Source organism: Actinomycetospora sp. C-140 (assembly GCF_054796175.1).
Genome location: NZ_JBTWNF010000009.1, coordinates 139,070 through 164,181 on the forward strand (window position 1 = coordinate 139,070; position 25,112 = coordinate 164,181).

At 66.2% G+C, this 25,112-nt stretch carries 21 protein-coding genes and 1 pseudogene; 6 read left to right on the forward strand and 16 right to left on the reverse strand.

From position 1 onward, the window contains the following. The first annotated feature begins 17 nt into the window (after positions 1-17). Positions 18-2,741, forward strand: coding sequence for a hypothetical protein (locus ACR9E3_RS16725; RefSeq protein WP_460381446.1), 2,724 nt, complete (start codon positions 18-20; stop codon positions 2,739-2,741). Positions 2,742-2,793: 52 nt separating this feature from the next. Here ACR9E3_RS16725 and ACR9E3_RS16730 read toward each other — a convergent pair whose 3' ends face one another. From ACR9E3_RS16730 to ACR9E3_RS16750, 5 genes are all read right to left on the reverse strand, one after another. Then, on the reverse strand, positions 2,794-3,138 hold the full coding sequence (locus ACR9E3_RS16730) for a hypothetical protein (RefSeq protein ID WP_460381447.1): 345 nt from the start codon (positions 3,136-3,138) through the stop codon (positions 2,794-2,796). Next, entirely contained in the window at positions 3,125-4,510 is a 1,386-nt protein-coding gene (locus tag ACR9E3_RS16735; RefSeq protein ID WP_460381448.1) for a M48 family metalloprotease, read from the reverse strand. Before ACR9E3_RS16735 ends, ACR9E3_RS16730 begins: the two co-directional genes overlap by 14 nt. Before the next feature lie 62 nt (positions 4,511-4,572). Beyond that, the gene (locus ACR9E3_RS16740) at positions 4,573-5,199 is read right to left on the reverse strand and encodes a hypothetical protein (RefSeq protein WP_460381450.1); all 627 of its coding nucleotides are present in this window, start codon (positions 5,197-5,199) and stop codon (positions 4,573-4,575) included. Further along, positions 5,196-6,716 carry a hypothetical protein gene (locus ACR9E3_RS16745; RefSeq protein WP_460381451.1) on the reverse strand — a complete coding sequence of 507 codons (1,521 nt, stop codon included), beginning with the start codon at positions 6,714-6,716 and terminating at the stop codon, positions 5,196-5,198. Before ACR9E3_RS16745 ends, ACR9E3_RS16740 begins: the two co-directional genes overlap by 4 nt. 545 nt (positions 6,717-7,261) lie before the next feature. Continuing rightward, complete coding sequence (locus tag ACR9E3_RS16750) at positions 7,262-8,200, reverse strand: hypothetical protein (protein ID WP_460381453.1); 939 nt, start codon at positions 8,198-8,200, stop codon at positions 7,262-7,264. Between the two features lie 491 nt (positions 8,201-8,691). Here ACR9E3_RS16750 and ACR9E3_RS16755 point away from each other — a divergent pair, with 491 nt between their 5' ends. The 3 genes from ACR9E3_RS16755 (at position 8,692) to ACR9E3_RS16765 (ending at position 11,394) form a co-directional block, all read left to right on the forward strand. After that, positions 8,692-9,789, forward strand: coding sequence for a YVTN family beta-propeller repeat protein (locus ACR9E3_RS16755; RefSeq protein WP_460381454.1), 1,098 nt, complete (start codon positions 8,692-8,694; stop codon positions 9,787-9,789). A gap of 97 nt (positions 9,790-9,886) precedes the next feature. Continuing rightward, the gene (locus tag ACR9E3_RS16760) at positions 9,887-10,288 is read left to right on the forward strand and encodes a hypothetical protein (RefSeq protein WP_460381455.1); all 402 of its coding nucleotides are present in this window, start codon (positions 9,887-9,889) and stop codon (positions 10,286-10,288) included. 68 nt (positions 10,289-10,356) lie between these two features. Continuing rightward, on the forward strand, positions 10,357-11,394 hold the full coding sequence (locus ACR9E3_RS16765) for an LCP family protein (protein WP_460381457.1): 1,038 nt from the start codon (positions 10,357-10,359) through the stop codon (positions 11,392-11,394). A 19-nt stretch (positions 11,395-11,413) separates the two neighbouring features. Here the strand turns inward: ACR9E3_RS16765 and ACR9E3_RS16770 are convergent, their stop codons facing one another. Then, positions 11,414-12,376, reverse strand: coding sequence for an NAD-dependent epimerase/dehydratase family protein (locus ACR9E3_RS16770; protein ID WP_460381458.1), 963 nt, complete (start codon positions 12,374-12,376; stop codon positions 11,414-11,416). A gap of 36 nt (positions 12,377-12,412) precedes the next feature. Further along, positions 12,413-13,063 carry a dTDP-4-dehydrorhamnose 3,5-epimerase family protein gene (locus ACR9E3_RS16775; protein ID WP_460381459.1) on the reverse strand — a complete coding sequence of 217 codons (651 nt, stop codon included), beginning with the start codon at positions 13,061-13,063 and terminating at the stop codon, positions 12,413-12,415. A 156-nt stretch (positions 13,064-13,219) separates the two neighbouring features. Between ACR9E3_RS16775 and rfbB the strand changes: the two genes are divergently transcribed. Both rfbB and rfbA read left to right on the forward strand, forming a co-directional pair. After that, complete coding sequence (gene rfbB, locus ACR9E3_RS16780; protein ID WP_460381460.1) at positions 13,220-14,254, forward strand: dTDP-glucose 4,6-dehydratase; 1,035 nt, start codon at positions 13,220-13,222, stop codon at positions 14,252-14,254. After that, positions 14,251-15,144: a glucose-1-phosphate thymidylyltransferase RfbA gene (gene rfbA, locus ACR9E3_RS16785; protein WP_460381462.1), complete on the forward strand. Its 894-nt coding sequence runs from the start codon at positions 14,251-14,253 to the stop codon at positions 15,142-15,144. The genes rfbB and rfbA overlap by 4 nt, the downstream gene beginning before the upstream one ends. 118 nt (positions 15,145-15,262) lie before the next feature. Here rfbA and ACR9E3_RS16790 read toward each other — a convergent pair whose 3' ends face one another. The 9 genes and pseudogenes from ACR9E3_RS16790 to ACR9E3_RS16830 form a co-directional block, all read right to left on the reverse strand. Beyond that, positions 15,263-16,663: an O-antigen polymerase gene (locus ACR9E3_RS16790; RefSeq protein WP_460381464.1), complete on the reverse strand. Its 1,401-nt coding sequence runs from the start codon at positions 16,661-16,663 to the stop codon at positions 15,263-15,265. A 26-nt stretch (positions 16,664-16,689) separates the two neighbouring features. After that, positions 16,690-17,559: a glycosyltransferase family 2 protein gene (locus ACR9E3_RS16795; RefSeq protein ID WP_460381622.1), complete on the reverse strand. Its 870-nt coding sequence runs from the start codon at positions 17,557-17,559 to the stop codon at positions 16,690-16,692. Further along, positions 17,559-18,593 (reverse strand): glycosyltransferase, encoded by a 1,035-nt coding sequence (locus ACR9E3_RS16800; RefSeq protein ID WP_460381466.1) that lies wholly within the window; start codon positions 18,591-18,593, stop codon positions 17,559-17,561. The genes ACR9E3_RS16795 and ACR9E3_RS16800 overlap by 1 nt, the downstream gene beginning before the upstream one ends. Further along, positions 18,590-19,045 (reverse strand): glycosyltransferase, encoded by a 456-nt coding sequence (locus tag ACR9E3_RS16805; RefSeq protein ID WP_460381624.1) that lies wholly within the window; start codon positions 19,043-19,045, stop codon positions 18,590-18,592. Before ACR9E3_RS16805 ends, ACR9E3_RS16800 begins: the two co-directional genes overlap by 4 nt. 132 nt (positions 19,046-19,177) lie before the next feature. Next, positions 19,178-19,675 (reverse strand): annotated as a pseudogene (locus ACR9E3_RS16810) (glycosyltransferase); the annotation flags it as partial. Between the two features lie 19 nt (positions 19,676-19,694). Continuing rightward, positions 19,695-21,017 (reverse strand): oligosaccharide flippase family protein, encoded by a 1,323-nt coding sequence (locus ACR9E3_RS16815; RefSeq protein WP_460381467.1) that lies wholly within the window; start codon positions 21,015-21,017, stop codon positions 19,695-19,697. 101 nt (positions 21,018-21,118) lie between these two features. After that, positions 21,119-22,555: a tyrosine-protein kinase domain-containing protein gene (locus ACR9E3_RS16820; protein ID WP_460381468.1), complete on the reverse strand. Its 1,437-nt coding sequence runs from the start codon at positions 22,553-22,555 to the stop codon at positions 21,119-21,121. 111 nt (positions 22,556-22,666) lie between these two features. Then, on the reverse strand, positions 22,667-23,410 hold the full coding sequence (locus tag ACR9E3_RS16825; protein ID WP_460381469.1) for a class I SAM-dependent methyltransferase: 744 nt from the start codon (positions 23,408-23,410) through the stop codon (positions 22,667-22,669). 81 nt (positions 23,411-23,491) lie between these two features. Then, positions 23,492-24,958, reverse strand: coding sequence for a sugar transferase (locus ACR9E3_RS16830; RefSeq protein WP_460381471.1), 1,467 nt, complete (start codon positions 24,956-24,958; stop codon positions 23,492-23,494). Positions 24,959-25,112 lie beyond the last annotated feature (154 nt).

A 25,112-nucleotide genomic window follows, 5' to 3' on the forward strand; every position in this document is an offset into this window, starting at 1 on the left:
ACCCGTCAGAGGGCGTCATGACCACCACCGATCCCGCGGTCCCTGTCACCGTCACCCGGACCGTCGAGGTCACCGAGCTCCGCGTGCACGGTGTGCACGGCACCCCGCCCTCGGCGTTGCTCGGCGACCCCTATCCCGAGCAGGTGGCGGGCGACTCCGACGCGCGCTTCTACCGGCGACGGGGCGACGACGGGAATCCGCGGCGCGAGGCGTTCTGGTGGGCGCACATGACCTCGGGCTCCCCGCTGCGCGCGTTCTGGCTGCTCTTCCTCCCGTTCGCGCTCGTCAACCTCGCCCGGTTCGCCCTGCTCACTTGGGACGACGCCCGCGACGGTGAAGCCCCGGCGCTCCAGCGGCGCGTCCTGGACCGGATCGCCGGCGGGCTGCTGCGTCTCATCGGAGCGGTCATGACTCTCGGGTTGGTGATCACGACCTTCGGCGTCTGCGTGGACCTCGTCGTCCGGCAGTGCGCCATGGTGGCGGACTGCCGCGACGACTTCTCCTGGCTGAACTGGCTGGAGTCGTGGGACGCCGGGCCCGCACTGGTCCTGGCCGCCCTGCCCGCGGCGCTCGTCCTCGGGCTCTTCGAGTACATCGGTCGCCAGACCTACGTGCGCTCCTCGCCCGACGATCCTCCGATGTGGTCGAACGAGAGGCGCTTCGGCGACCAGGGGTTCTGGCGGGAGGCCGCCGAGAGCACGGTGCTCCGGCGCCTGCACCTCGGCGTCTGCGCGGCCGTGGTCGGTGTCCTCGCCGGCGCCGTCGGGTCGTCGGGCGCGACCGCGATGACCGTGATCGGGCTCGTGATCCTCGGCGTCGTCCTGGTGCTCGTCGCCTTCAAGAACGGCGGCCGGTCGTGGCGGTTCGCTACCAGAGTGGCCGCCGCGGCCGGCGTGTACATGGTCGTGGCCGTCGGCCTCGCGGCGAGGGATGGCTGGAGCGGGGCACTCGTCGCGACGGGCGAAGCGCCGGCCGAGGGTCTCGCGCTTCGATGGCAGCTGCGACTACCGGATGCCCTCGAGCTCGCGATCAACCTCGTCGGTGTCGGTCTCGCCGCGCTCCTGCTCGTCTTCGTGGTGGTCGTGCTCGTCCAGGCGCGACGGTTCCGCCGGGACGAGACCCGTGCCGCGAACCGGGTCCATCGGCCGGTGCCGTGCCGTCCCGACGCCTTCCGGCCGATGTGGGGCGGGATGGCTCCGGTCGTCCTCGTCTCGCTCGGGATGACGCTGTTCTTCGCATACGCGACGGGCATCGTGTTCGCCATCGCCGACCTCCTCGGCACGGTGCGGAAGCTGCGGGCCGATCAGGAACAGGAGACGTTCATCCAGGTCGGCAGCGCCTACTGGAGCGCCGCTCTCGGTGCCCTGGCCGCCGCAGTGATCGTCGCGGTGTGCGTGGCGCCCCTCGCGGCGTGGGTCCTCGGCCGGCTCGCTACCGCGATCACATGGCTCGTCGCGTGCCTCGCTCTCGGGGCTGGTGTCGTGCTGGTGAACCTCGGCGGGGTGCTCGTCGCGGTGGGTGAGGCGCTCATCGGGCTGGCCGTCGTCGGCATCATCGTCGGTGCGGTCCTGTGGGTCCGCGCTGGACGGCGACCGGCGCCCGGGAGCGGCGCGATGCGGCCGGACGACGACTATCCCGTCCCGACACCCGCGCCACCGAGCGACCTGGCGGAGTCGAGCGACAAGCTGCTGAACCGGATCTGGAGGGCGTGGCTGATGGGCCGGGCCAAGTTCCGCTACCGCGACGTCGCCGCGTTCCTGGCCACCGTGGGCGCCCTCACGATCCTCACCGGAGGCGCAGTCGCGGTCCCCAGGCTCTGGGGAAGCACGTTCCCGGCGCAGCCGACGCTCACGAGTCCGGCCAAGGACTGGGTGGGGATGGCCGGCGCCGCCGGTGCGGCCCTGGCCGGCGCCTTGCTGCTGGCCCTGCTCTCCCTGGGCATCACGACCTACCGCAGTCAGGCGGTGCGGACCACGGTCGGCATCGCCTGGGACCTCATCTCGTTCTGGCCGCGGCTCGTCCATCCGCTCTGCCCGCCGCCTTACGGAGGCCGGGCGGTGATCGAGACGGCCGCACGGGCCACCTACCTCGTGACGGAGAAGGACACGCAGCGCGTCGTCGTGCTCTCGGGCCACAGCCAGGGCAGCGTTATCTGCATGGCGGCCGCGACATTGCTCGCGGCCCGGGCGGACCGGTTCGACGAGATCTCCCAGCGCCCGCCGATGACGACAGGACCTCAGCCGGAGATCACCCTCGCGGAGGCCCGGGCCACGGTCGATCGGCTCGCGCTGCTGAGCTACGGATCGCAGCTGCAGTGGGCCTTCCCACGGCTCTTCCCCTGCTTCATCGGCTTCCACCACCTGAAGCGGCTCTACGAGACCGGGCTCGAGGGACGCTGGCGTTCGCTCTACCGCGAGACCGACCCCCTCGGCGGCCGCGTCCTCAGCTGGCACGGCGGTCCGGCGCGGGGCCTCGCTCGGGATGGGCAGGGCTTTCTCTCGCCCGCACGGATCGGCGCCGCGGAGCGCTGGGGTCCGGACGTCCGGCTCCGAGACCCGATCACTCTCGCTGTCCTGCCGACGGCGGTCCGTCCCCACGCCAACGGGCACAGCGACTACTACGACGACCCGGCGTTCGAGCGGGTTCTCGCCGAAGTGGCCGAGGAGGCCGGGGCGACGCCGTGGGCGACGGACTTCGTCGCAGAGCGCGGCGCGTCAGAGGCGGCCGAATTCCGGTCGTGAGCGACCACCGCTCGCAGGTCGGCGGCCCGAGAGCGTGAGCCGGGGGGTCAACTCACGCGTGTCCCTTGCACAGGTTCCGCAGTCCGTACTTGATCGACAGGGCGACCACGATCGTCGGGACGGGATGACCCGCCATGCCCGCCACCGCGTCGATGAGCGCGGACGCGTCCGTGACGCGGTCGGCCGCGTCGCCTTCGTAGAGCCCACGGGTCTTCGGGCAGATCTTCTCGCGGATCTCGTTGAGGTGAGACGAGAACCAGCGCCCACCCTCGCGGCGGAGCCGCTCCTCGTCGTCCGACCCGAAACCACGCCCGTCACCGAACAGTGCCGCGCCGAGCTCTTCGTGGAGATCGTCCTCATCGAGATCGAGGTAGCGCTGGAGATCAGCATCCGACATGGTCGTTCTCCTCTCGCACGCGGCGCTCGATGATCCGCGCCAGGGTGATCGCTGTGCCGAGTCGTTGGGTGGGGTCGGTGACGCCGAGGCGACGCAGGCCACCGGTGGTCTCCCGGAAAACCTGAGCGAACGGGAGTCGTCGTCCGCGATCGCCGATGCGGCCACGCACCTTGTCCCTCAGCCCCAGGGCCTCCAGCCCGCTACGCCAATCCGGGCTTCGGAGCTGGTCCGCGATGGCGACGAGATCGATGCCGCTCTCGCCACCGAGGTAGGACAAGAGACGGTCGGCGTTCTCCAGCGGCCCGGCGGCCAGACGGTCGATCTCGAACACCTGGCGGACGTCTCGCTCGCCGCGAGGCTGGAGCACGACGTCGGGGTCCTCCATCATCGTCTTCCACCACGACGCGTCGAGGTGCTCAGTGAGGTCGCGCGCCCGGTCGCTGATCACCCGGACCCGCCCGACCAGCTCCGCGGCGACCGCCCGACGACCCTCGGGGAGCCGCTCGAGGATGCGCTCGGCGCGCACGCGCGGGTCGGGGTGTGTGCGGCCCGCCCGGACCGGTGAGACGTGCTCGAAACACTCCACGGCCAGCACGGCAACCAGCGCGCCGAGAGCGTCCGTTGCGCCGAAGAAGCCCGCCACATCGAGAGTGTCCAGAGCGGCGCTGTCCGCTTCTTCCTCGAGAGTCAGGTCGTCGACACCTGCCAAGCCGGCGCTCGGGTGCCCGAGGTAGTGGTGCGCGCACTCGTGGGCCACCACGAACTGGAGCGCTTGCATGTTGATGCTGTCGACGACCCGCTGCGCGTCGTCCGGAAGGCCCCGGTAGACCGACGACGACGTGCCGTAGAAGCGCTGATGGAGCAGCGTCCACCGCAGGAGGCAGACGTCGACGGCGCGGGAGCACTCGTCCTCCCGCCGACGTACGGCGGACGCGCGGAGGAACGCGTCGTCCGTCAGCAGCGGCAGGACGCCCGCCGCCAGCCCACCGCTGAGGACCAGCTGCTTGCTGAGCAGATCGATCAGGCCCATGAGCCCGTTGCAGACCTGGATCAGGCCGGTGCCGTCGGTGAACGACCGGTAGTCGGCATTCACCGTCGTCTCCTCGGTCGGACAGATGAGCACGCGCTGCGGATCCCGCAGGCACCGCGAGCCGTCGACCGACGCGATCACCTGATCGCGCATTCGCACGAAGAGCTCGGGAACGACATCACCTTCCTTCTCGAAGCGCGCGAGATCCTGTCGCAACTCTGCCTCGAGAGCGGGGTACCGACCGTCGGAGAACGCCTCCAGACGCTCCCGTGCGCGCTCGACCCGGTCGACCGCGTGGGCGCGGGCGGCCTCCGCCGCATCGGAGCCCTCGAGACCGTCCATCGGGTACGGGTGATGCCTCCGGTGCCATGCGGCGATGCGCTCGCCCCACGTCCATCGTCTGCTCACCGCGCTTCTCCGTCCGGACCCTTGCTCCCCGTCGGGTCCGTGGACGGCTTCCGACGCGACAGGGCCCGGACCGGCAGTCCGATGCCGGCCCCGGCGCCGGCGATCATCAGGTAGCGCCCGAGGTCCCGGTCGTCGGTGGCCGCGTCGCAGGTCGGGGTGTCCTCGATGACATAGAAGCGGCCGTACCCCGCGACCGTGCAGGAGTCGGCGACCTCGGCGTTCGCGGAGTACATGTCGACGCCGACGAACAACACGACGACCGCCACGGCGATGCCGGCCCAGTAGGGCGGTGAGATCGCCCGTATCCAGGCCGGCACCGTGAACGGTTCGAACGGCCCGTCCGTGCCGGGTCCGTTCGAGGACGCCGTCGATGACGTCCGCTCGACGAGCGGCGTGAACCGCCGCGCCGGGATGCCCACCGTCGCCGGCTCGTTCGGCGCCTCGTCCTCCGAGGTCTCCGCGGCAGCGTGACGCGGCCGGGGTGCGACTCGGAGCGCCAGCCCGCAGGCGCCGCAGAAGCGGTCACCGACCGGCCCGGCGACCCCGCACCGCGGACAGAACGCCGACAGCGTCCCGGCCGTCAGATCGCCTCGCGTCGGGGCTTCGTCATGGTCGAGCGTCACGCCACCACCGCCTGGGACGGCCCGGCGATGCTGAGCCGGGCGTGTGTATCGAGACGAGCGAGCTCAGCAGCAACCGTCTGGAGGAAGAGCCGGTACATCCAGAACCCCTGGACATGGGCCGGTCCGGCGGGGATGAAGCCGTACCAGGATCGGCTCTGCAGGTAGCGGTCCATGCCGCCGACGCGCAGCACCGTGCGGCTACCGCGGGTCTCGACGCGGGCACGGAAGTGGCAGTGGCCGCCGATGTGGAGCCCGACGACATGGTCGTCGGTACCCGCGATCTCGACGTGGTCGTCGAACACCACGAACCAGTTGCCCCGCACTGCCGTCGCGCGGCGGACCGCCTCGAGCGCCGCGTCGGGCGGGAGCGCCGTCTCGACGTGGAGGGCCAGGCGGGACCGGGCACCGGCCGTGGGCGGGATGAGGAACGAGACGGAGCGCGGCGGTGGCGGCGTTCCCGGCCCGGCCCACCCGGGGCGGGAGCTCGTGGTGCCGTGGCGATGGTTCACGAGGGCGCCCCACGCACATGTCCCGACGAGGGCTAGGGGCACCAACACGACCCACAGCAGCGCATCACCGCTCGAGCTGCTGCCGAAGCCGGTCCACCCCGCGGCGATCGCGAGGGCTCCCCCGGCCGCCGCAGCGACACGCCAGAACCACGGCAGCGTCGGCGTGAAGATCGCGGCGAGGGCGAGGAAGCCGACGACGATCACCATGGTGCCGACGCCGGCGCCGGAGGCGCCCGACGCTGACGACGACCCGGACACGGCCAGCAGGAGTCCGGTCGCGACGGCGAGCGCCAACCCGCCCCACAGCAGCCAGGCACGCGGCACGCGCGCGGCCGTGACGACAGCCCGCCCTCGTGCCGCCACGGCAGCAGGGCCCAGGGCGGCCATGATCGGGGCACTTCCGACGGCGGCGAGGGCCGCGGCCGCGTGGAGCACGAGGACGGCACCGAGGCCGAGGCCGTCGGCGTCCGACAGGGAGACCGCTACGAGGGTCACGGGCCACGTCGCCGCCAGCACCCACGCGGCGACAGGGCGTGCGGAACGCAGCCCGACCGCGCACGCCCCGCCGGCGCCGGCGAGCAGCAGGAAGATGATGCCTCCGCCCGCGGTTCCCGGTCCGGACAGGCCGCCGTAGGCGAGGCCGACCAGCCCCGCTAGGGCTGCTCCGGCGGTCCACCACGACGCCAGCACCGACGCGAGGCCGGTCGGCGTCGACAGCGATCGCGACCGCGAGGTCGCCAGGACGACCGCTGCGAGCGCGATCGCGAGCATGGCGGCGAAGGCACTCACCAGGCCGTCGATCACCGACCCGGCGGCGAAGGCCGTCACGACGACCGCCACCGTGGCGGCCGCGCCGACCGCGACCGCGCGCCGCTGCGCGACAGCGACGACGACCGCGAAGGCGCCCGCCGTCAGCACCAGCCGCGGCAGCACCAGGATGAGGAACATCGCGACGCCGGCCTCCCCGGTGGCGACGCGCACGGCGAGCACGGCTTCGAGGAAGAGCACGAGCGCGAGGAGACCTCCCGCGCCCAGGGCCGCGGCGTGCCAGATGGACGCACCAGGGGCGGGGACCGTGTCGCCCGCATCCGCAGCCGCCGGGAGGGGACGCGGCGGCGGTGTCGGTACCGGCGTCGGTGTCGGTCTCGGCGCCGGTCGAGCCGGAGGCCCTGGGGCAGGGCGGGCGACCCGTGGCTCGGGCACGCGGAATGCCACGGTGTCGGGGTCGTCGTCGTGGCCGGCGGTCTCGAGCGCGGACTCGGGCGCGCGATGGCGACCGCCGACCGCCGACGCGGGCGCCGGAGCCAACGCCTCTTCCACCGCGGCCGAGATCGCCGAACGCTCGAACCCGCAGTCGCGGCAGAAGCGGTCGGTGGCACGAGCGGGTGCCCGGCAGCGCGCGCAGGTGAGCGACACCGACGGTTCGTTCACCGGAACCGAGAGCGCCGCGCGCTCGTACCCGCAGTCGCGGCAGAAGCGGTCGGTCGCGCGAGCAGGCGCGTGGCATCGCGCGCAGCTGGTGAGCATCGAGTTCCCCTGGGGATATGGGGTCGTCACGCGGGATCGCAGATGGCGTCGTAGCCGTCGCCGGGCCGCACGCCGGTCTCCCCCTCGGTGGGGAAGTACCAGCTCACCGAGCGGTACCCGGGGTGCCCGTGGCAGTCGCCGAGGTCCGACGCAACGATGATCGCGGGGCGGGCCACGGCGTCGGCCTGGATGCCGTCCGGCGGGACCCAGTAGGCCGTGCCCCGCCCGCGTGCCTCCGGGCCGCCCCACGACTCCCACGTCACGTCGTCGGCATGGCTGGTGCCGTCGCCGTTGGCGTTGATCTGCCCGGGCCGCACGTCCCCGAATCCGCGTCCACCGGGCACCCATGACGCGTCGCCGAGCGTCGGTTGCGCGCCCGTGGCCGGGCCCGTTCCGATGCCGCCCGGTGTGGTGCCGGCCGTGGTCCCGGCGCCGGTACGCATCGCTGTGTTCCCGGCATAACCGCCGGTGTGGGAAAGGCGCTTGGCGTAGCAGTCGTCCGGGATGATCCCGTTGTTCGCACACCACGCATTCGCCGCGTTCGCGGTGGGGAACGGCTGGTTGACGACCGTGACCCAGAAATCGTCGCCGCGGAAACTCGTGAAGGCGCCGGACCAGACGAGCAGGGCATCGGGGTGTGCCGCGCGGAGCCGCTGGTGGTCGGCGAGGACCGCCGCCGCGTCGTAGCTCGTCCCGTCGACGACCATGCCCTCGCGCTTGGCCGACAGCTGCGGGATCCACGAGCCGACCAGTGCCTCAGCCGCCGAGGCGTCGCTCTGTCGCTGGTCTTGTAAGGCGGCGCGGGGGTCCGCGGGCGCGGACACGCTCGTCGGGGCCGCCGCCGGCGCCGAGGTCGGCGCTGCCGTGACGGGAGCGCCGGCAGACGCCGCGAACGGGTCGAACAGCACGACGACGGTCGCGGCGATCGACACGACCGTGACCAGCAACGACAGGACCACCACCATCCACCGACCCGTGCCGCGACGGCGCTGAGGTGCCGCCGGCGATGGCCGGGGCGCGAAAGCTGGTGCGGGCACCTGTGGTGGCGGCACGACGGTCGGCGGTCCCGACCATCCCGGCCGGGGCTCGACGGGCGCGGGCCACACAGCCTGCGGGTCCGGGGGCCGCGGGGTGCCGCAGTCCACGCAGAAGCGCGCTCCCGGCCGCAGCGTCGCGGCACACCTGGAGCACGCCGCGCCCGGCACGTCGATGGTCGTCACAGTTCCCCCCGGAGTCGCGGGCTCGCCCCCGAGACCGCGGCGCGACGGTAGACCGGAACGGCGAGGACGACCACTCTCCGAAGCCGATTTGCGGGATCAATCGGACAGTCCCAGAAAGCATTCACTCGAACGAGTCAGGCGCTACTGAGCCGATGTAACGCCGAGCGCCTACCGGACGACTCACTTTCGCTTTTCGACGGTCGTGGGTGCCGTCGGAGCACTCCGGGGGGAAGCTCGTGACCACCATCGTCCCGCCCGGCCGGGCGCCGTCCCCTCCGCCCTCGCCGGCATCGGGCGGTCCGTCGACCGCCGTCGTCGTCGCCTCGGTCGCTCTGGCCGCCGCGTCGGTGCTCGTCCTCATCGCAGCGCTCGTGCTGCACGGCCGCGGAGCGTCGGAAGCGACATCGGCCGTCGCGCCGTCGGCGGTCGGCGAAGTCGAGGAGGTGTCGATCGGCGCCGGGACCCAGGCCGTCGCCGTCACGCCGGACGGCCGCACGGTGCTCGTGGGCCTCGCGCCCGCGGACGGTTCCGGCGCGGTCGCCATCCTCGACGTCGCTTCCGGGCGGGTCACGGCGACGGTTCCGACCGACGCCGGCGTCCTCGGCATCGCCGTGACCCCCGACGGCCGCCGGGCCTTCGCGACGGCCGCGCGGGCGAACACCGTCGACGTGATCGACCTCGAGGCGCGGACCGTGATCACGAAAACGACGACGAGCGAGTACCCGCAGGGCATCGCGATCTCTCCCGACGGGCGCACCGGGTGGGTCGTGGACTACGCCGACGACGTCGTCACCGAGCTCGACCTCGCGACGGTCCGGCCACGGAGCACGATCAACGTCGGTACGGGTCCCGGCGAGGTCGCCGTCAGTCCGGACGGGCGGACGGTGCTGGTGGGTAACCAGAACGACTCTCGGGCCTCGCTGCTCGACGCCGGCGACCACCGCCGCGACGACTTGATCGAGGTCGGCGAGGGCCCGGGCCATCCCGCGTTCTCCCCCGACGGCTCCCGTGCGTTCGTCACGCTCTCCGACCACGGCTTCAGCGACTTCGGCGTGGCGGCGATCGACATGCGCACACGGACGGTCGAGCGCACTCTCCGCCACGACCGACTCCCGTTCGCCATGGCCGTCACCCGCGACCACGTCGTGCTCACCGACGTCACCCCGCACGGTGGCGGCGAAGGCCACCTCGTTGTCCTCGACGCGGCGGCACGGCAGGTGCAACAGATCGTGCGGATCGGTGCCCAGCCGCGCGCGGTGGCGGTGTCGCCGGACGGCAGCACGGCCTATGCGGTCACCGGAAGCAACGAACTCTCGGTCGTGCGGATCGCCTGAACCTCCACCGACCGCGCGCGATGTCCGGTAACGGTCGGTCCGAGGGGTTCGATGGCATCCCGCGACAGCATCCACGGACCACGAGGTGATGAGGACGATGACCGCCGAGTTGCAGGAGCGACCCCCGTCGGCTCCGCCCACCTCAGCGCCCGGTCCGATCGCTCAACGTCTCGACGCCATCGCCGCGCGCCGGCGCCGACTCGACGAGCAGCTCGTGTCACTGCAGGCCTTCGAGCGCCGCCTCTCGGACGAGGTCCGCGGCGCGAGGAAGTCGCACGCATCGGCCGATCGCGTCCGCGAAACGCTCTCGCGCCTGCTCGGGGTCCGCGCGCGGATCAGCGACACCACGGTCGCGCTCGCAAGGTCCGTCGAGGACGAGGAGCAGCTCCGTGATGCTGCGCGGGCCGAGGAAGAGCGGCTTGAGCAGACGCGCCGCGAGGCTCAGGAGCGTGAGGACTTCTACCTCGCCTGCCTCCAGGCGCCCCAGCAGAAGGCCTGACCCGAAGCCTCGCCCTATCGGTTGCTCCGGTCGTACGCTGTCGTCCTCGTCCGGGGGGATGACTGCTGATGAGCATTGAGACGACCGAGAAGAGCCGGCGTCCGAGCGGGGTCCGCGTCGCGATGTTCGGCCTGGGCCTGCTGATGGTCCTCGTCCTTCTCGCCGCTGGCGGGCTCTTCGCCCTGGTCCAGCACTTCGGCAACCAGGTCGGCCGCTACCCGAACGTCTTCGCCGACGTCGACCCGTCGACCCGTCCGTCCGACAGTCCGAGCCAGACCTTTCTCTTGGTCGGCACCGACACCCGCTCCCCAGACCCCACCACCGGTGGCGACGCGACGGCGCCGGACTTCGTGTTCGGCGCTCAGCGCAGCGACGTCATCATGCTCGCGACCATCGACGCGAACGGTCAGCACGCGAGCGTGGTGTCGATCCCCCGCGACTCCTGGGTCGACATCCCTGGCCGTGGCATGAACAAGATCAATGCGGCCTACTCCTTCGGTGGACCGCCGCTGCTGATCTCCACGGTCGAGCAGCTGACGCGCGTGCATGTCGACCACTTCGCCGTCATCGACTTCGCCGGCTTCGCACAGATGACCGACGCCGCCGGCGGCATCGACGTCACTCTGCCCGCGCCCACGAGCAACGCTGGCGTCAACTTCCCGGCCGGGCCGCAACACCTCAACGGCGCCCAGGCGCTGGCCTACGTCCGTCAGCGCTACGGACTGCCCGGCGGTGACTTCGACCGCGTCCGCCGCCAACAGAACGCCCTGCGCTCACTGGTCACCAGCACCTACCGCAACGGCACGCTCCAGAGCCCATCAGGCGCGTACACCCTCGTCGACACCATCACCCACTACGTCGGGGTCGACGACAGCCTCTCCAACGTCGATCTCGCGACCACTGCCTTCGGCCTGCGCGACGTCTCGCCAGCGTCCATTGACTTCCTGACGGTGCCCACCACCGGGACCGGCACCGAAGGCTCGGCTTCCGTCGTCTACCTTGACGGTCAGGCTGACGACGAGCTGTGGTTCGCAGTCAACAACGACCAGGTTTCGCAGTGGGTCGCAACAAGGCCGGACACCCGCCTTGGCGCAACGCCGCGCTGATTCGACAGGCCAGGCGGGTCTACGTGGTGCGCAAGCCTTCCAACTCTTGCGCTAGCCAGTCGTACTCGGCTCGCAGTCCTTGCTCGAGCGTGACCGCGGGAGTCCAGCTCAGCATCTCTCGGATGCGGTCTGTCGCGCCGCCGGTGCGCGACACGTCCCCCAGCGCTTTCTCGACACGCTCGACTTTCAGCGGCCGCCCAGCAATGGCCTCGAGCTGGTCGAGAACCTCATTCACCGACGTGCTCGTACCGCCCGCCACGTTCAGCACCGTGCCAGGTCGGACGGGCTGGGTGGCAGCGAGCAGGTTCGCCTCGACGACGTCGCCGATGAAGGTGAAGTCTCGAACTTGCTCCCCCGAGCCGTACACGGTGATCGGTTCGTCGAGCAGCGCCGCGCGCACGAAGCGGTGGAACGCCATGTCAGGGCGCTGCCGCGGTCCGTACACGGTGAAGTACCGCAGCGAGATCGTCGGGACGCCAAGGTTTGCAGCGTAGAGCGAGCAAAGGTGCTCGGCCGCGAGCTTGGTGACGCCATAGGGGCTGACGGGCCGCGGGACGTCGTCCTCGCTGGTCGGGTAGCCCTCGGCTTCGCCGTAGACCGAGGACGACGACGCGTAGACGACCCGCTGCACGGTCGGGTGCTCGACGCAGGCCTCGAGCAGGTGCTGGGTCGCGCGGACGTTCGCGTCGACGTAGACGTCGAAGTCCTTCCCCCACGACTTGCGGACACCAGGCTGGCCGGCCTGGTGGAACACGGCGTCGATGCCGTCGAGCAGGCTGGCGAGGTCGACATCATTGAGGTCGCCGTGCACCCACGAGAACCCGGCCGCGTCCTCCAGCGCCCTCAGGTTGGCACGCTTGCGGTCGGGCTCGTAGTAGTCCGACAACACGTCGACCCCGACGACCTCGTCGCCGCGACCGATGAGACGTTCCGCCAACGTGCTCCCGACGAAGCCGCTGACCCCGGTGATGAGTGCCTTCACGTTCCCCCCGCCTTCGTGACTGAGACTGCCGAGAAGCTAACCCGGCCGCCCGGTTCCAGTGTGCGGGGGCTCGTCGGCCATACCGCACAAGTCCGCGACCCGCGCGGCGCAGTCCTCCAGCCTCGGCAGCAGACCGTGATCCCGCGCCTCCGCCAGGGACGGCGCCGCTCGGTCTTTGTCCGAGAGCACGAGGTCGTCGACAGCAACGTAATCGGTCCACGGCAGCTCGAGCGCGGGATCCAGCGGGTCGACCCCGTGCTCGGCGCTCGGGTTGTACGGGGTGGAGCACAGATAGCTGGCGACGGTGCCGTCCTCGAGGGCCAGGAACGCGTGGGCGAGACCCTCGGGAAGGTAAACAGCGGTCATCGTGCTCGGGTCGAGCCGAACGGCGTCCCACTGCCCGAAGGTCGCCGAGCCGACGCGGATGTCGACGACGACATCGAGCAGCGCGCCGGCCACGCACTGGACGTATTTCGCCTGGCCGGGCGGGACATCGGCGTAGTGGAGGCCGCGCAGGACGCCGCGCCGCGACGAGCTCGTGTTGGCCTGGGCAAGGGTCAGCGGGTGGCCGACCGCGTTCCTGAATAGGTCTCCCTGGAAGGGCGCCGCGAACGCTCCTCGGTCGTCGGGGAACACGCGCGGAGTGAACCGCCAAGCTCCGGGCACAGCTAACTCGAGTGCCTCCATACGGCCGAAGCCTAAGAGGGCCGTTAGGCGTCGGAGATGGCCCCCCTGGGTAGAGGCCAAAGAAGAGACGAGAGTTCGTCACTCACCGTCCATGTGCAGTGACACTCCGCAAGTGAGGCACGATCGCTAGTCGATATCGGCAGCTTGGGGGGAACGATGGCGTCGGTTCTGGTGACGGGTGCGGCGGGGTTCATCGGGTCGAACTTCGTGCGGTACTGGCGGGCGGCGTACCCGGGTGACCGGGTGGTGGCGCTGGATGCGCTGACCTATGCCGGGGTGCGGGGCAATGTCGAGGGCCTGGACGGGGTGGAGTTCGTCCACGGTTCGATCGCGAACACCGAGCTGGTGGAGTACCTGCTGCGCGCGTACTCGGTGGACGTGGTGGTGAACTTCGCCGCGGAGTCGCACAACAGCTTGGCGATCCTGCGACCCGGGGACTTCTTCGCGACCAACGTGATGGGCACCCAAGGGCTGCTGGAGGCGGTGCGGCGGGTCGGGGTGTCGCGGTTCCACCACATCTCGACCTGCGAGGTCTACGGCGACCTGCCCCTGGACGTGGATGGCCCGGGCACAGCGTTCACCGAGGACTCCCCGTACCTGCCGCGCACCCCGTACAACGCGGCCAAGGCCGGCGGCGACCACGTGGTGCGCGCCTACGGGCTGACCTACGACGTGCCGGTGACGATCACCAACTGCGCCAACAACTACGGGCCCTTCCAGTTCCCGGAGAAGGTGATCCCGCTGTTCACCACCCGGGCGCTCGCGGGGGAGGCGTTGCCGCTGTACGCGTCGACGAAGAACCGCCGGGAGTGGCTGCACGTCGACGACCACGCCCGCGCCATCGACGCGGTGGTGCGCCACGGACGGGTGGGGGAGACCTACAACGTTGGCTCCGGGCACGAGGTCGACATCGAGGGCATCGCCGACACGATCCTCGGCGCCCTGGGGCTGGGCCCGGAGTACAAGACGATCGTCCCGGACCGGCCCAGCCACGACCGGCGCTACCTGCTCGACTCCTCGAAGCTGCGCGCCGAGCTGGGCTGGACCCCGCAGATCGGGTGGGACGAGGGCATCGCCGCCACGGTGGACTGGTACCGGGCCAACGAAGCCTGGTGGCGCCCGCTGATCGGGCGCAGCCCCGTGGTCGAGGGCGCCGACACCAACTGGGACAGCGCCGGCGGCACCCGGTGAAGGGGATCGTGCTCGCCGGTGGGTCGGGGACCAGGCTGCACCCGGTGACCCGCGCGGTGTCCAAGCAGCTGCTGCCGGTCTACGACAAGCCGATGATCTACTACCCGATCTCGGTGCTGATGCTGGCCGGGATCACCGACATCCTGGTCATCTCCACCCCGGTCGACCTGCCGGCGTTCCGGCGGCTGCTCGGCGACGGCGGCGAGCTGGGGGTGCGGTTCTCCTACGCCGAACAGGCCGCGCCGAACGGGCTGGCCGAGGCGTTCGTCATCGGCGCCGAGCACGTCGGCGACGACACCGCCGCGCTGGTGCTGGGCGACAACATCTTCCACGGCCAGAACTTCTCGACGATCCTCGCCCACGAGCGGGCGCGGCTGGAGGCGGAGAAGGGCTGCGTGCTGTTCGGTTACCCGGTGCGTGATCCCGGGCGCTACGGGGTCGGGGAGGCCGACGAGGCGGGCCGGCTGCTCTCCATCGAGGAGAAACCCGCCAAGCCCCGGTCCAACCGGGCGATCACCGGGCTGTACTTCTACGACAACGACGTGATCGACATCGCCCGCGGCCTCACCCCCTCGCAGCGGGGCGAGCTGGAGATCACCGACGTCAATCGGGCCTACGTGGCCCGCGGCAACGCCCGGCTGCTCGACCTCGGGCGCGGGTTCGCCTGGCTCGACACCGGCACCCACGAGTCGCTGATCGAGGCCAGCCAGTACGTGCAGGTCCTCGAACACCGCCAGGGCGTGCGGTTCGCCTGCCTCGAGGAGATCGCCCTGGTCAAGGGCTGGATCACCCCCGAGCAGGCGCTGACGCTCGGCGAACGCCAGGCCAGCTCGGGCTACGGCGCCTACGTCGTCGACATCGCCGAACGAGTCCGCCGCGCCGGAACCTAACCGAACCGTCAACGCCTCTAGGTAGCTCCCCCGCTCGGCGGCCCTATTTCCGAAACACCAAAATTTATCGACCCTCAACGGCGCACTTCCCTACCGACTGAGACTCAGGCACGCACAACTAACCAACCCGTCCAAACACTACTGTGGGGTCACCCAACTGGACTCTGTCGCCAGGCCTTTCCTCGTTCTTCGCGGAAGGCCGAATGAGGGCTCTGAGGATCAACGACCCCGCCACTACTGCGAGAATATAGCGAAAATCGTTCAGTAAGCTGTTCCCAAAGAACGACCAAGCCATCCAACTCAACGCAAGCCCGGTGACTGGTGCGAGATACGATCTCCGTCCAATTGAACGCGCATAGGCTAATGTCGATGCGGCGCCCACCGCCAAGGAGAAGACAGCGAGGCCCGGCAAGCCGAAGTCGTAGCGCAGATCTAGGATCGAGGTTCCGACGTTCGTGTAATATCGTTCGTCAAAAAGTTGCACCACATAGTAATCATAAGTACGCGGCGCCTCAGGTACCGGCATCCCGAACCGTTGAAGCAGGCTAAAGAAATTCTTGAATGTGTAAGCGCCATAACCCACTGGTGGGCCGCCCGAGGACAGACCCAATCCTGGCGGAGGCTCCCAATTCGGGTTGTACAACGTCCGCGAGGAGAGACCCAGGAATCCCGACCCAAGATATTGAATGAGCGATTCTATGCCAGTGGCGTTTGCAGTGCCAGTATTACGTAATTGTAACGGAACGAAGATAGCTACTGCACCGACCACAGCCAAGACGACTGACGGGGCGATCCCCGATCTCGTCGTCTTGACTACGTCGACATACCGAGTGCGCCTAAGGGCCAGTGTTGTCGCAACGAAAAGAAGTAGAGACATTACAAACGAAGAGCGCTGAACAGTAAATACTGAGTACGCGGCAGAAATAACGATCGGCAATACCGAGATGTAGCGATAACCATGAATCCATAGTATCGCGCCTGTAAATAGAGAGGCGTGACCCAGAAAGAGTACGTACCCCAACAGTCCAACCGCGACATTCCCTGAGCCAATCGCGGCCTGGGCCCCGTCTACGGCGCTCGCAATTTGCTGACGACGAAACTCGTCTCCGCCTCCGGATACGATTCCACCCACTCCGCCGAGCCTCGATATGATCGCCCTAGAGCTGTAAAGCTGAAACGCGCCATAGAACGTAAGCAGAACACATAAGGCGACGTGCCAGTAAAGCGCGGACCGGACCTTCACTTGCGCGACTCGCTGCGCAATTGGCAACTTCAGCCTAGAACGCAAGTAGATCGCAGTAAACACGGAACTGAGCAATATAGCGCCGACGAAGACAAATACTAGTACCCAGAAGTCATCGTTAGGGCTAGGATATGCAAGCCGAGTAGATGCCGTGAATAGAAGCAAAGGGCCCCAGCATACAAGCAGGACCGAGGCATTATTCACTCGCGGCATACCGACAAAGAAACTTACGACGGTGGCAAGCACGAGAAGGACCACCAACGTCAAGCCCCACATAGTCGTCCCCCAGTTTCGCGGCCGACCTATCCTATTCCAGGCAGCAACGCCTGGTCCACGCGATCTAGGATTGTTTGGGCGTCTTCCGCATCAGCGCCCGCGAGGTTCCGCACTCGTCGCGAGATCAAGACATCCTCTCGACCAAGCGCGACCGCCAATCCATACAGGCCAACCTTGCCGAACGACGCCCACTGCTTCATGACGGTCTTGCCACGCCCAATCGCCATTGGGCCGTAGGCGCCCACTATTCTACGGTCAAAATGCGCAGTGCTCCTATATGTACTCAAGGAGAAGTTGCCCACCTCCCGATAGAATAGAAGCGGTTCGGCGATCTTGCGGAACTTCGATTGCCCGCTAGTTCTGCACCACAGCTCCTTATCTTGGCAACGGAGAAGCGCCTCGTTGTAAGGATTCGCTCGCATCCACTCAGCGCGAGCCATAACCGTTGGATGCACGATAGACGCGTTATCAAGGAAACCCGCCTGACTGTCCGGCAGTGGGTCAGTGCTCTTTCGCCCATAGACCTGACCCTCTCCCGTCATCGCGAAGGCGGCGCTGCACACCAGGTCAACATCTTCGACGTCGAAAGCCTTAAGCTGTTTCTGCAGTCTATCAGGATGCATGGCATCGTCCGCATCCATCCGCGCGACGAGCGTCCCAGAGGCCACGCCTGAGATTTCATTCAAGCGCGCAGCTAGTCCGCGATTTGAGCCATCGCAGAGAACCCTTACCCTTGGATCAGATTCCAAGCGGCGTACCAAGTCAAGCGAACCATCTGTCGACCCATCGTCTACGAGAATAAGTTCCCAATTCGAGTACGACTGTGCGAAAATCGACTTCAACGCCAACCGTAGCGTCGAATAGTTGTTCCGGAATGGCAATCCGATCGAGACCATCACGGCAACTCCACCCCGCTCAGATCCCCCTGATCTCCTCGGCGCATTGCGTCCCGCAACAAACGATATCTGTCGCCGGACCCTATAAACAAGCTCCACATCCGCAACGCGGAGACGTATAGACGCTTATTGAACTGCCTCAACCACCAGTTGCCCTGCCAATAATGGCTCTCGAAATAGACCCGATTTCGATTGGCATAGAATGCACGCCGGTCGGAGTCCGCCAACAGCACGCGGCCAAACGCCGTCCGGCCTTTCGACGCTTCGTACCAAGACTCGTCTGCTTCAGTGACGATCGAGCTCGTTACTAAGAGCAGCTCTCTGTGTCTAGCAATGCGACGGGTGAACTCAGCGTCATCTTCATACAGTGACATCTCCCGATTGGGTAACCCAACCACTCGGATGAGCTCTCGATCGAACAGCAGCCCACCGTACGGTCCATAAGGTATAGGTATTACCTTCAAAGGGTTGACGCCTGATGCATGCTTACGCCAACGCCGAAGGATTTGGTGCGGTACGTCCACAATGTTGAATCCGGCGTACCCCCCGGCTGTGGGATATGCGACCTGCGGCCTAGCGCCTGCCAAGATAGCGCGCATGTACGCTCGCGCTGGTCGTGCTGAAAAGAGAACAGGAGGAGCAGCCCGACGATCCGGCAGATCGTTGAGAACCTTCAGCAATTCCGTCAGAGCATCCGAACGAGGTACGTTATCGTCGTCAAGCAGCCAGATATAGCGGCGCTTCGCCCCAAGGGCCTCCTCGATGCCAGCAGCGAATCCGGGAGCTGAGCCATCATTCCGCTTAAGCTCAACGACCTTCGAGCAGTCACAGTCGGCAGAAAGTGCCTTGAGCTTTGCCACATGGTCTGGCGCCATTCCGTTGGCAACAACAACTAGCGCGCCGACGCCGAGTCCTTTCGCAGCGGCAATCAATCCACCGCAAAGATCGGACCGGTCCGCGTAGGTGACAGTGACGATGCATACGTCTTTCGGGAGAACCTCAGGACCGAAGGCTGCTTCGGATCGAACTGTCACTTCGTCACCTGTTCGTAAATACCTCGAACCTCTTGGACCATCTTATCAATCGAGAACTCGATCTGTACTCGATGAGTGCCGGCTTCCCCCATCTGCCGTCGAAGGGCTTCGCTACCCAATAGTCGATCTACACGGTCAACCAGGGCGCTGACTTCTCCCGGACCCACTACGTATCCCGTTACCTGGTCTTCGACTTGAGCTGAAATATCACCGACCGAAAACGATACTACTGGAATGCCTGCCCGCATAGCTTCGAGCGGCACGAACGGAAATGCTTCCCACGCCGACGTCATAATTAGAGCGTCGCTGGCAGCGTACAAAGTTGGAGGGGCGAATTCCTCCTCGTTGACGAGCAACCCTCCTGCTGTCACAAGGTCCCTGCCCGCAGGCGACTGTGCCAGTCCGGGCCCCATCGCGACAACTCGACCACGTAGTAGCGCACGCTGAATCACGGGTAGCAGCGTCGGCTGCTTCGCCGGATCATCGCGTCCAACCCACGAAACGACAAGGGCGTCAGTAGGGATCCCAAGGATGCGTCTTGAAGACTCTCTGTCGTGCCGCTCAACATCCGCAACACCGGAATGCACGACGGACATCTTAGAGTCCGGACCGATATGAGCTGACCTCGCACCCGACCTCTCGGACTCGCTTACTAGTACGAGATGACGGTGTAAGCGTGCGAGAACGTTCTCGGTCAACTTGTAACTCAACCTCGCGATAGGTCCGAGGTCACGCTGGAATGACCAAGTGTGCGGAGTGTATACGGTTGGCGTTCTAGTCACTAGTCCTGCAATCGCCACAAGAAGCCCCGCTTTACTACTATGCGCATGCGCAACATCAACGCTACGCATTGCTTTCATAAGCGTTACAAGGGCACGGAGGTCAGCGAGAGGACTGATACCGTTCGAAGAATTGAGGTAACCAACGACCAGACCTGCCGACTCCAGCTCAGAGCGCACCGTGTTCTTCCAAGGGCAGACGACCTCTACATTGCAGCATGTTGAAGAGAGACCAGTGGTCAAGCTTGCGACGTACCGAGGGACCCCTCCAATCGAAGGTTGGAAAACCTGAAGAACACGCATCGCAGCGCGACGGCTATTCTTATGCAACAGCCCTCTTCTCCCTGGGAGACCGAAAGATGCCCAATAGTGTGGGATCGATGCCACGCTTCTTCCAGCAAGCCCGCGCGAGTAGGAGATTCCATATGGCACTGCAAACCAGCATCGCGATAGCGCTCCCCGCGCCCGCAAGCGGCCCAACTAGTATCAGAGTAAGCGGAATGCAGATCACCGCGGCAACGCCGAGACCGACTGCGGCATCGCGCTCGAGACCCGTCATTATCAGGAGCAGCCCGCAGGGACCCGCGCTGAAGTTCACAAGCCAAGCAATCGCGAGGATTCTAAGAACTTGTGAGCTGCTAGCGTAGCTCCCACCAAAGAGCTCAAGAATCTGGGGCGCGAAGACGATCAACACGACGACTCCGACTCCTGTAAGCCCCAGAACTCCACACGTCACTCGGTTGACTATTCGCTGTAACCGCTCGATTTTGCCTTCCGCATACAACCGAGCAATAAGTGGGCCTAATACTTGGTTCGCCACGAACTCGGTAATTGTTAAGAGGAACGCGACCCTACTGCAAACAGCATATCCTCCGGCAGCGGCACTATCGTGGAAAATTCCCACGGCAATGGTTCCGAACTCGACGATGAAGACGTTCGCTCCACTCACTACGATCAGAGGAACCGCCGACTTTAGAAGCCCGCCGAAGTCTCGGCGAAAGTCCCGTGACAGAGCCCCGCGTCCCCCAAGCCGTTCCTCATTCTCGCTGTGGTGATGTAGAGATCGCCGCATCAGGATTAGCCCGACGGCCAAGGCGCCGACGAAGGCGACACCTCTTAGAGCGGTAAGAAGGACTGCTTCATCCTGGGACGTGCTCCACAGGGTCTGAGCTAGCGCAACGCCAACTAGTAGAAGAACTGAGTACACCGCGTCTTCAGGGACGCGCGACAGCACGATCCGTCCGGCCCCCTGCAACGCGCCACCGTTGGCCGCCATTAGGCCAACGAATGGTAACGCGAACAGTGCCACCACGAGACACTCGAACTGATTCGTCTCCGGGTCAGATACGAACATCCCCACGGGAACCGCGGCTACTACCGCCGCTACTGAGACTACGACAACTACAATGTAGCATCGACGAGTCAGCCCTCGGCCGGCCAAGCCTGCGCCTCTGGCGCCCAAGGCTGCTAGTTCGCGAACAAGAAGTTTGTCGAACCCCAAGGTGACCACGAGGCGAAGGATGATGACCCACGACATAGCCCATGCATAGTCTCCGTAGGCTTGGGCGCCGAGCAATCTAGCGATCAAGAACGTTGCGACCGCACTCATACCGATACCGCTGGCCCTTAGAGCGAAGACGCCCAACGATGCACGTAGCCAGTGGCGCGATCTACTCAGGCTACTATGGGGCATCGTAATCCGCTTCCTACCGACACATCCAGTGTCCTGATGCCGTTCCGAGGGCCTCACCGAGGACGTGGAGACGGGTGACCGGGCGACCCAACCCCATGTTTGCTATGGTTAGCGCCCCCCCGAGGCATGTCTTCGCGCGTCGGTGCATCCGCGAAGGCGTCATCTCTCCGTGTCGTGCTGTCGACATCGACATAGTACGAGTATGCTTGGCGGGTTTCCTGTGGTGCCATGTTCAAAATGGCTCCGGCGAGTTTCGCCTGAACAGCCATCAGGGATCGGCTTGCCTCAGCCGCCTGAGTCGTCCTAGTCGCAGCGTACCTGCAGACAAGGACGACGCTGTCTGCGGCCCTCGAGAGCGTCACAGCGTCGGTAACAGGCAGGACTGGAGCGGTGTCGATGAGAACGACATCGTGGCTCCTACGCAACTGATCTACGGCCTCCATCATCTGCTCTGAGCCTAGGAGCTCACTAGGATTTGGAGGTCGCGGCCCCGAGGTGAGCACATCGATGGATCGCCCAGGAAGGCGTTGTACTGCATCCGCCAAGCTGGTTCGGCCGATTAGAACGGTGGTGAGCCCCACGCTCGGCTCCAAACCCAACGTGCTAGCGATCGAAGGACGCCGAAGATCGGCATCGACAAGTACGACGCGTTTGCCACTAGCCGCCATCGCACTCGCTAGAGCACAAGAGACCGTCGTCTTACCTTCCGCCGGCGATGGGCTTGTAATGAGCGTGACTTGACCAGACGCGCCTAGGTTCGCAAACTCAAGGTTCGTCCGTAGCTGGCGGATTGCTTCTTGAACGCTCGGATTATCCGCCGCTCCGTCCGGGATCCGTCCGATCTGGGATACTCCTGAGGCTTTTTCAAGTGCAGGTCTTCCCTTGATGCGAGTATCGATTGCTGTCCACAATACTGTGACGCCCGCCGCTGCGACTAGGCCGCCAACCAGCCCGAGGAGCGAGACGGCGACAGGAGAACTCGACGAAGGCGTGTCTGGAATATACGCTGGCTGAACGACCCGCACTGCAACGGGCGGAGATGAGGCGGCCCCTTGTGGTCTCTCGACCTCAGCGACTATCCCAGGGAAAACTCGTCCGATAGAGTTCGCGATATCCGCACTTCGCGTAGCAGAAGTGTCATCGACCTGGACATTTATTACGACCGAGTCGACCTTATTCGTGGCCGTTACACGATCGAGGAGATCGTCCGGAGTGACCGGAAGACCCGCCGCGTTGATAACGTCGCGAGCGAGACGGTCACTCTGGATAAGCTCCACGTAGGAGATCGCTCGCTGTTGAGAGAGCAAGCTTCCTTGATAGGTCCCAGTAGGATCGTCGGTTGGCTGTGCAGAGACGTAGAATGTCACTGACGACGTGTAGGTAGGTGGCTTTAGGAACGCCCACGCTGACACGCCGATGGTGATCGCCAGAAGTGTTCCCAACGCCAGCAAACGATGCTTCTGGACCGCTTCAGAGATTGTTTGGAACATTTAAGGTCTCCGGTCGATCCAGCACGCAGTATTCGAGGCGCGGATCGTAGGCAAGGATCGGCCGAGCTTAGCTTGCAGGTTGCTTTGGACTCTTACCGGAGGCATGAGGAGTCACGCGCCTTCTGCGATTACGTATGCAAAGGTCGATGCTGGACGGATTTGCAACCTTGAAGCAATCGGCCACCATTTTTCCTCGAGCGCCTGTAGGGGCTGGAATTTCCTATAGTAGTCGTGGCCGTAAAAGGGGACTATACTGACTTCCTTGAAGCCCTGCGCTTCGATCTTTCTACAAGTGGGTTCCAAAGTGTTGCACCAACGGTAGTACGCCGGGAACTTGGGGGCAGACCTAAGGTCACGCTTTGGAAATGCCCGGCGCAAGATTTCATGCGAGGCCCTCTCAGGAAGAAGGCGGTTCACTACGAAAGGGAGGGCGAACAACGTTGGGATGAAGTTTATGAGGAGGCCGCCCGGCGCCAGCATTCGTGCGACGTTACGGTAGCCCGACGCTGGACTGGTGACGTGCTCAAAGACCATATGAGAAAAGATTAGATCATACCGTTCAAGAGCCTCGCTGCGAGCAGTGAGCCCTGGATCGGCGATATCGCCCAATAATTGGCTTGTCCATTTGGGTGCCAAGCTGAGTTCTTCACGGTCAATGTCGTTGACGGTATAGTCCGCGCCTAACCGCCGAACTTGGTCCTCAGTGAGCGACGGACTGCGGCCGCCTCCTACCTCCAGCATTCGTGGAGCATCATAGCTGGAGGCGGCCCTCAATATCATCTCCTTATACCCGCTCCACGCATGCTTGTAGTGCCCGTTGGCTCGAAGGTCCGCGATTTCCCCTTCAAGGACCATGCTCTTCCCTCCACTCTTAGATCCTCATACTGAGTAGTTCATAGCTCTCGTTCATGCCAACTTGGGTAGATGGCGACAAGCCTATCGTCCCCGCGCAAACAGGACCTCGGTCGCCGTCCGCAGCAGTACCTTCGCATCCAGCCAGAGCGACCAGTTCTCGATGTAGTAGTTGTCGAAGCGAGCCCTATCCGAGATGGGGGTGTCTCCGCGCAGTCCGCTGACCTGTGCCAGGCCTGTGAGGCCCGAAGGAACTCGGTGCCGGTGCGCGTAGCGGGTGTACTCGGCGGAGAACTTCTCGACGAAATGCGGCCGCTCGGGACGCGGGCCCACCAATGTCATATCGCCACGCAGGATGTTCCACAGCTGGGGTAGCTCGTCGAGAGACGTACGGCGGATGATTCTTCCAACTGGGCCCACCCGCTTGTCTGTGCCGATGTTCCATTGTGTAGCGGACTCGGACGAAGTCGTCGGCTTCATGGAGCGGAACTTCAGGCATTCGAACGTCCGGCCGTCCCGACCGACGCGCTCCTGATGGAAGATGACCCCGCGACCGCCCTCCATCCGGACGGCGAGCGCGCAAGCGGTGAGCACCGGTGAGAGCAACAGCAGCGCGCCGGCGCTGACCGCCACGTCGAAGAGTCGCTTGATCCGCCACGCGGGTCCAGAGAGCGAAGGATTCCTGATGCGCATGACCGGGACCGATCCGATGTGGTCAGCTTGACCGGTCTGGGTGTGGAAAGCGTTCAGCCTCGGCACCACGAGGAGATCGCAGGATGCGCAGTCCGGCTTGCGGACGTAGTCGAGGAGCTCGAGCTCATCGAACTGACCTTCGGCGACGAGGATGACCTCGATGTCGTTCGCGGCCACGACGAGCTCTAGGTCGTGGATGGCTCCGAGGTGCGACGTCACGAAGGAGGCGTCGCACCGCTCACCGTCGTCGACGAAGCCGGCGAGCGAGAGCCCGTAGCGCGGGTACCGCTCCAGCAGCGTGGCCATCTCCGCGGCGAGCGCTCCACCACCGATGAGGACGGTGCGGTGGGCGACCACCGCCCGTCGCCGAGCGCTGAGGATGAGCGCGGTCGTGACGAAGCGGCCGGCGATCAACAGCGCGATGCTGGTGGCGGCGAGACCGAGGAAGTCGATGGCGGAGCCGGCGTCGTGGCGAAGCACGAAGGCAAGGGCGACGACCGCCGTGGCCGTGAGAGATCGCGACAGGATGCTGGGGAGCTCGTCGAGGGCCGACAGGTGGAGCCGGGCTCGGTACCGGCCGTGCCCCGTGAGCAGGCCGAGCGACACCACCGTGAGGCCCAGCAACGCGATGAGCGCGTCAGGAGCCCACAGCGCAGGAACGAGGAGCATCACCGCGTCGACGGGGACGACCAGCATCCACGCCTCGAGCCCGCGGGACGAACGGAACCCGGCGAGCGGCCGTGACATCCTCGGCGCCTGAGCGGTCAGGTACTGCGGATCGCTGACATCGCGCAGATGCCGCGTCGGCGCCCCGTCGTCCGACAGCGGCTCGATGACCGCGCTGGACCTGTTCGCCACGACATGTCCCCCCATGTCTTCCTGCCGAGCGCCCGCGAGGGCGCCCCCATCCCCGAGCCACCGTCGACTGGCTTGGTGTGAGCCAGCTCGCCCGGGGCCGCGAACTGTTACATGCCCCAACGAGGCCGAGACCATTCCGTGACACCCATCGGGA

What these genes read in the sequence shown, in the direction of transcription:
- ACR9E3_RS16750 (WP_460381453.1), bottom strand. Translation starts at nt 8,200, where the DNA reads ATGGTGGTGGTCCTGTCGTTGCTGGTCACGGTCGTGTCGATCGCCGCG.
- ACR9E3_RS16790 (WP_460381464.1), bottom strand. Translation starts at nt 16,663, where the DNA reads ATGTGGGGCTTGACGTTGGTGGTCCTTCTCGTGCTTGCCACCGTCGTA.
- ACR9E3_RS16795 (WP_460381622.1), bottom strand. Translation starts at nt 17,559, where the DNA reads ATGGTCTCGATCGGATTGCCATTCCGGAACAACTATTCGACGCTACGG.
- rfbB (WP_460381460.1), top strand. Translation starts at nt 13,220, where the DNA reads ATGGCGTCGGTTCTGGTGACGGGTGCGGCGGGGTTCATCGGGTCGAAC.
- ACR9E3_RS16765 (WP_460381457.1), top strand. Translation starts at nt 10,357, where the DNA reads ATGAGCATTGAGACGACCGAGAAGAGCCGGCGTCCGAGCGGGGTCCGC.
- ACR9E3_RS16760 (WP_460381455.1), top strand. Translation starts at nt 9,887, where the DNA reads ATGACCGCCGAGTTGCAGGAGCGACCCCCGTCGGCTCCGCCCACCTCA.
- ACR9E3_RS16820 (WP_460381468.1), bottom strand. Translation starts at nt 22,555, where the DNA reads ATGTTCCAAACAATCTCTGAAGCGGTCCAGAAGCATCGTTTGCTGGCG.
- ACR9E3_RS16725 (WP_460381446.1), top strand. Translation starts at nt 18, where the DNA reads ATGACCACCACCGATCCCGCGGTCCCTGTCACCGTCACCCGGACCGTC.
- ACR9E3_RS16825 (WP_460381469.1), bottom strand. Translation starts at nt 23,410, where the DNA reads ATGGTCCTTGAAGGGGAAATCGCGGACCTTCGAGCCAACGGGCACTAC.
- ACR9E3_RS16730 (WP_460381447.1), bottom strand. Translation starts at nt 3,138, where the DNA reads ATGTCGGATGCTGATCTCCAGCGCTACCTCGATCTCGATGAGGACGAT.
- ACR9E3_RS16775 (WP_460381459.1), bottom strand. Translation starts at nt 13,063, where the DNA reads ATGGAGGCACTCGAGTTAGCTGTGCCCGGAGCTTGGCGGTTCACTCCG.
- ACR9E3_RS16735 (WP_460381448.1), bottom strand. Translation starts at nt 4,510, where the DNA reads ATGGACGGTCTCGAGGGCTCCGATGCGGCGGAGGCCGCCCGCGCCCAC.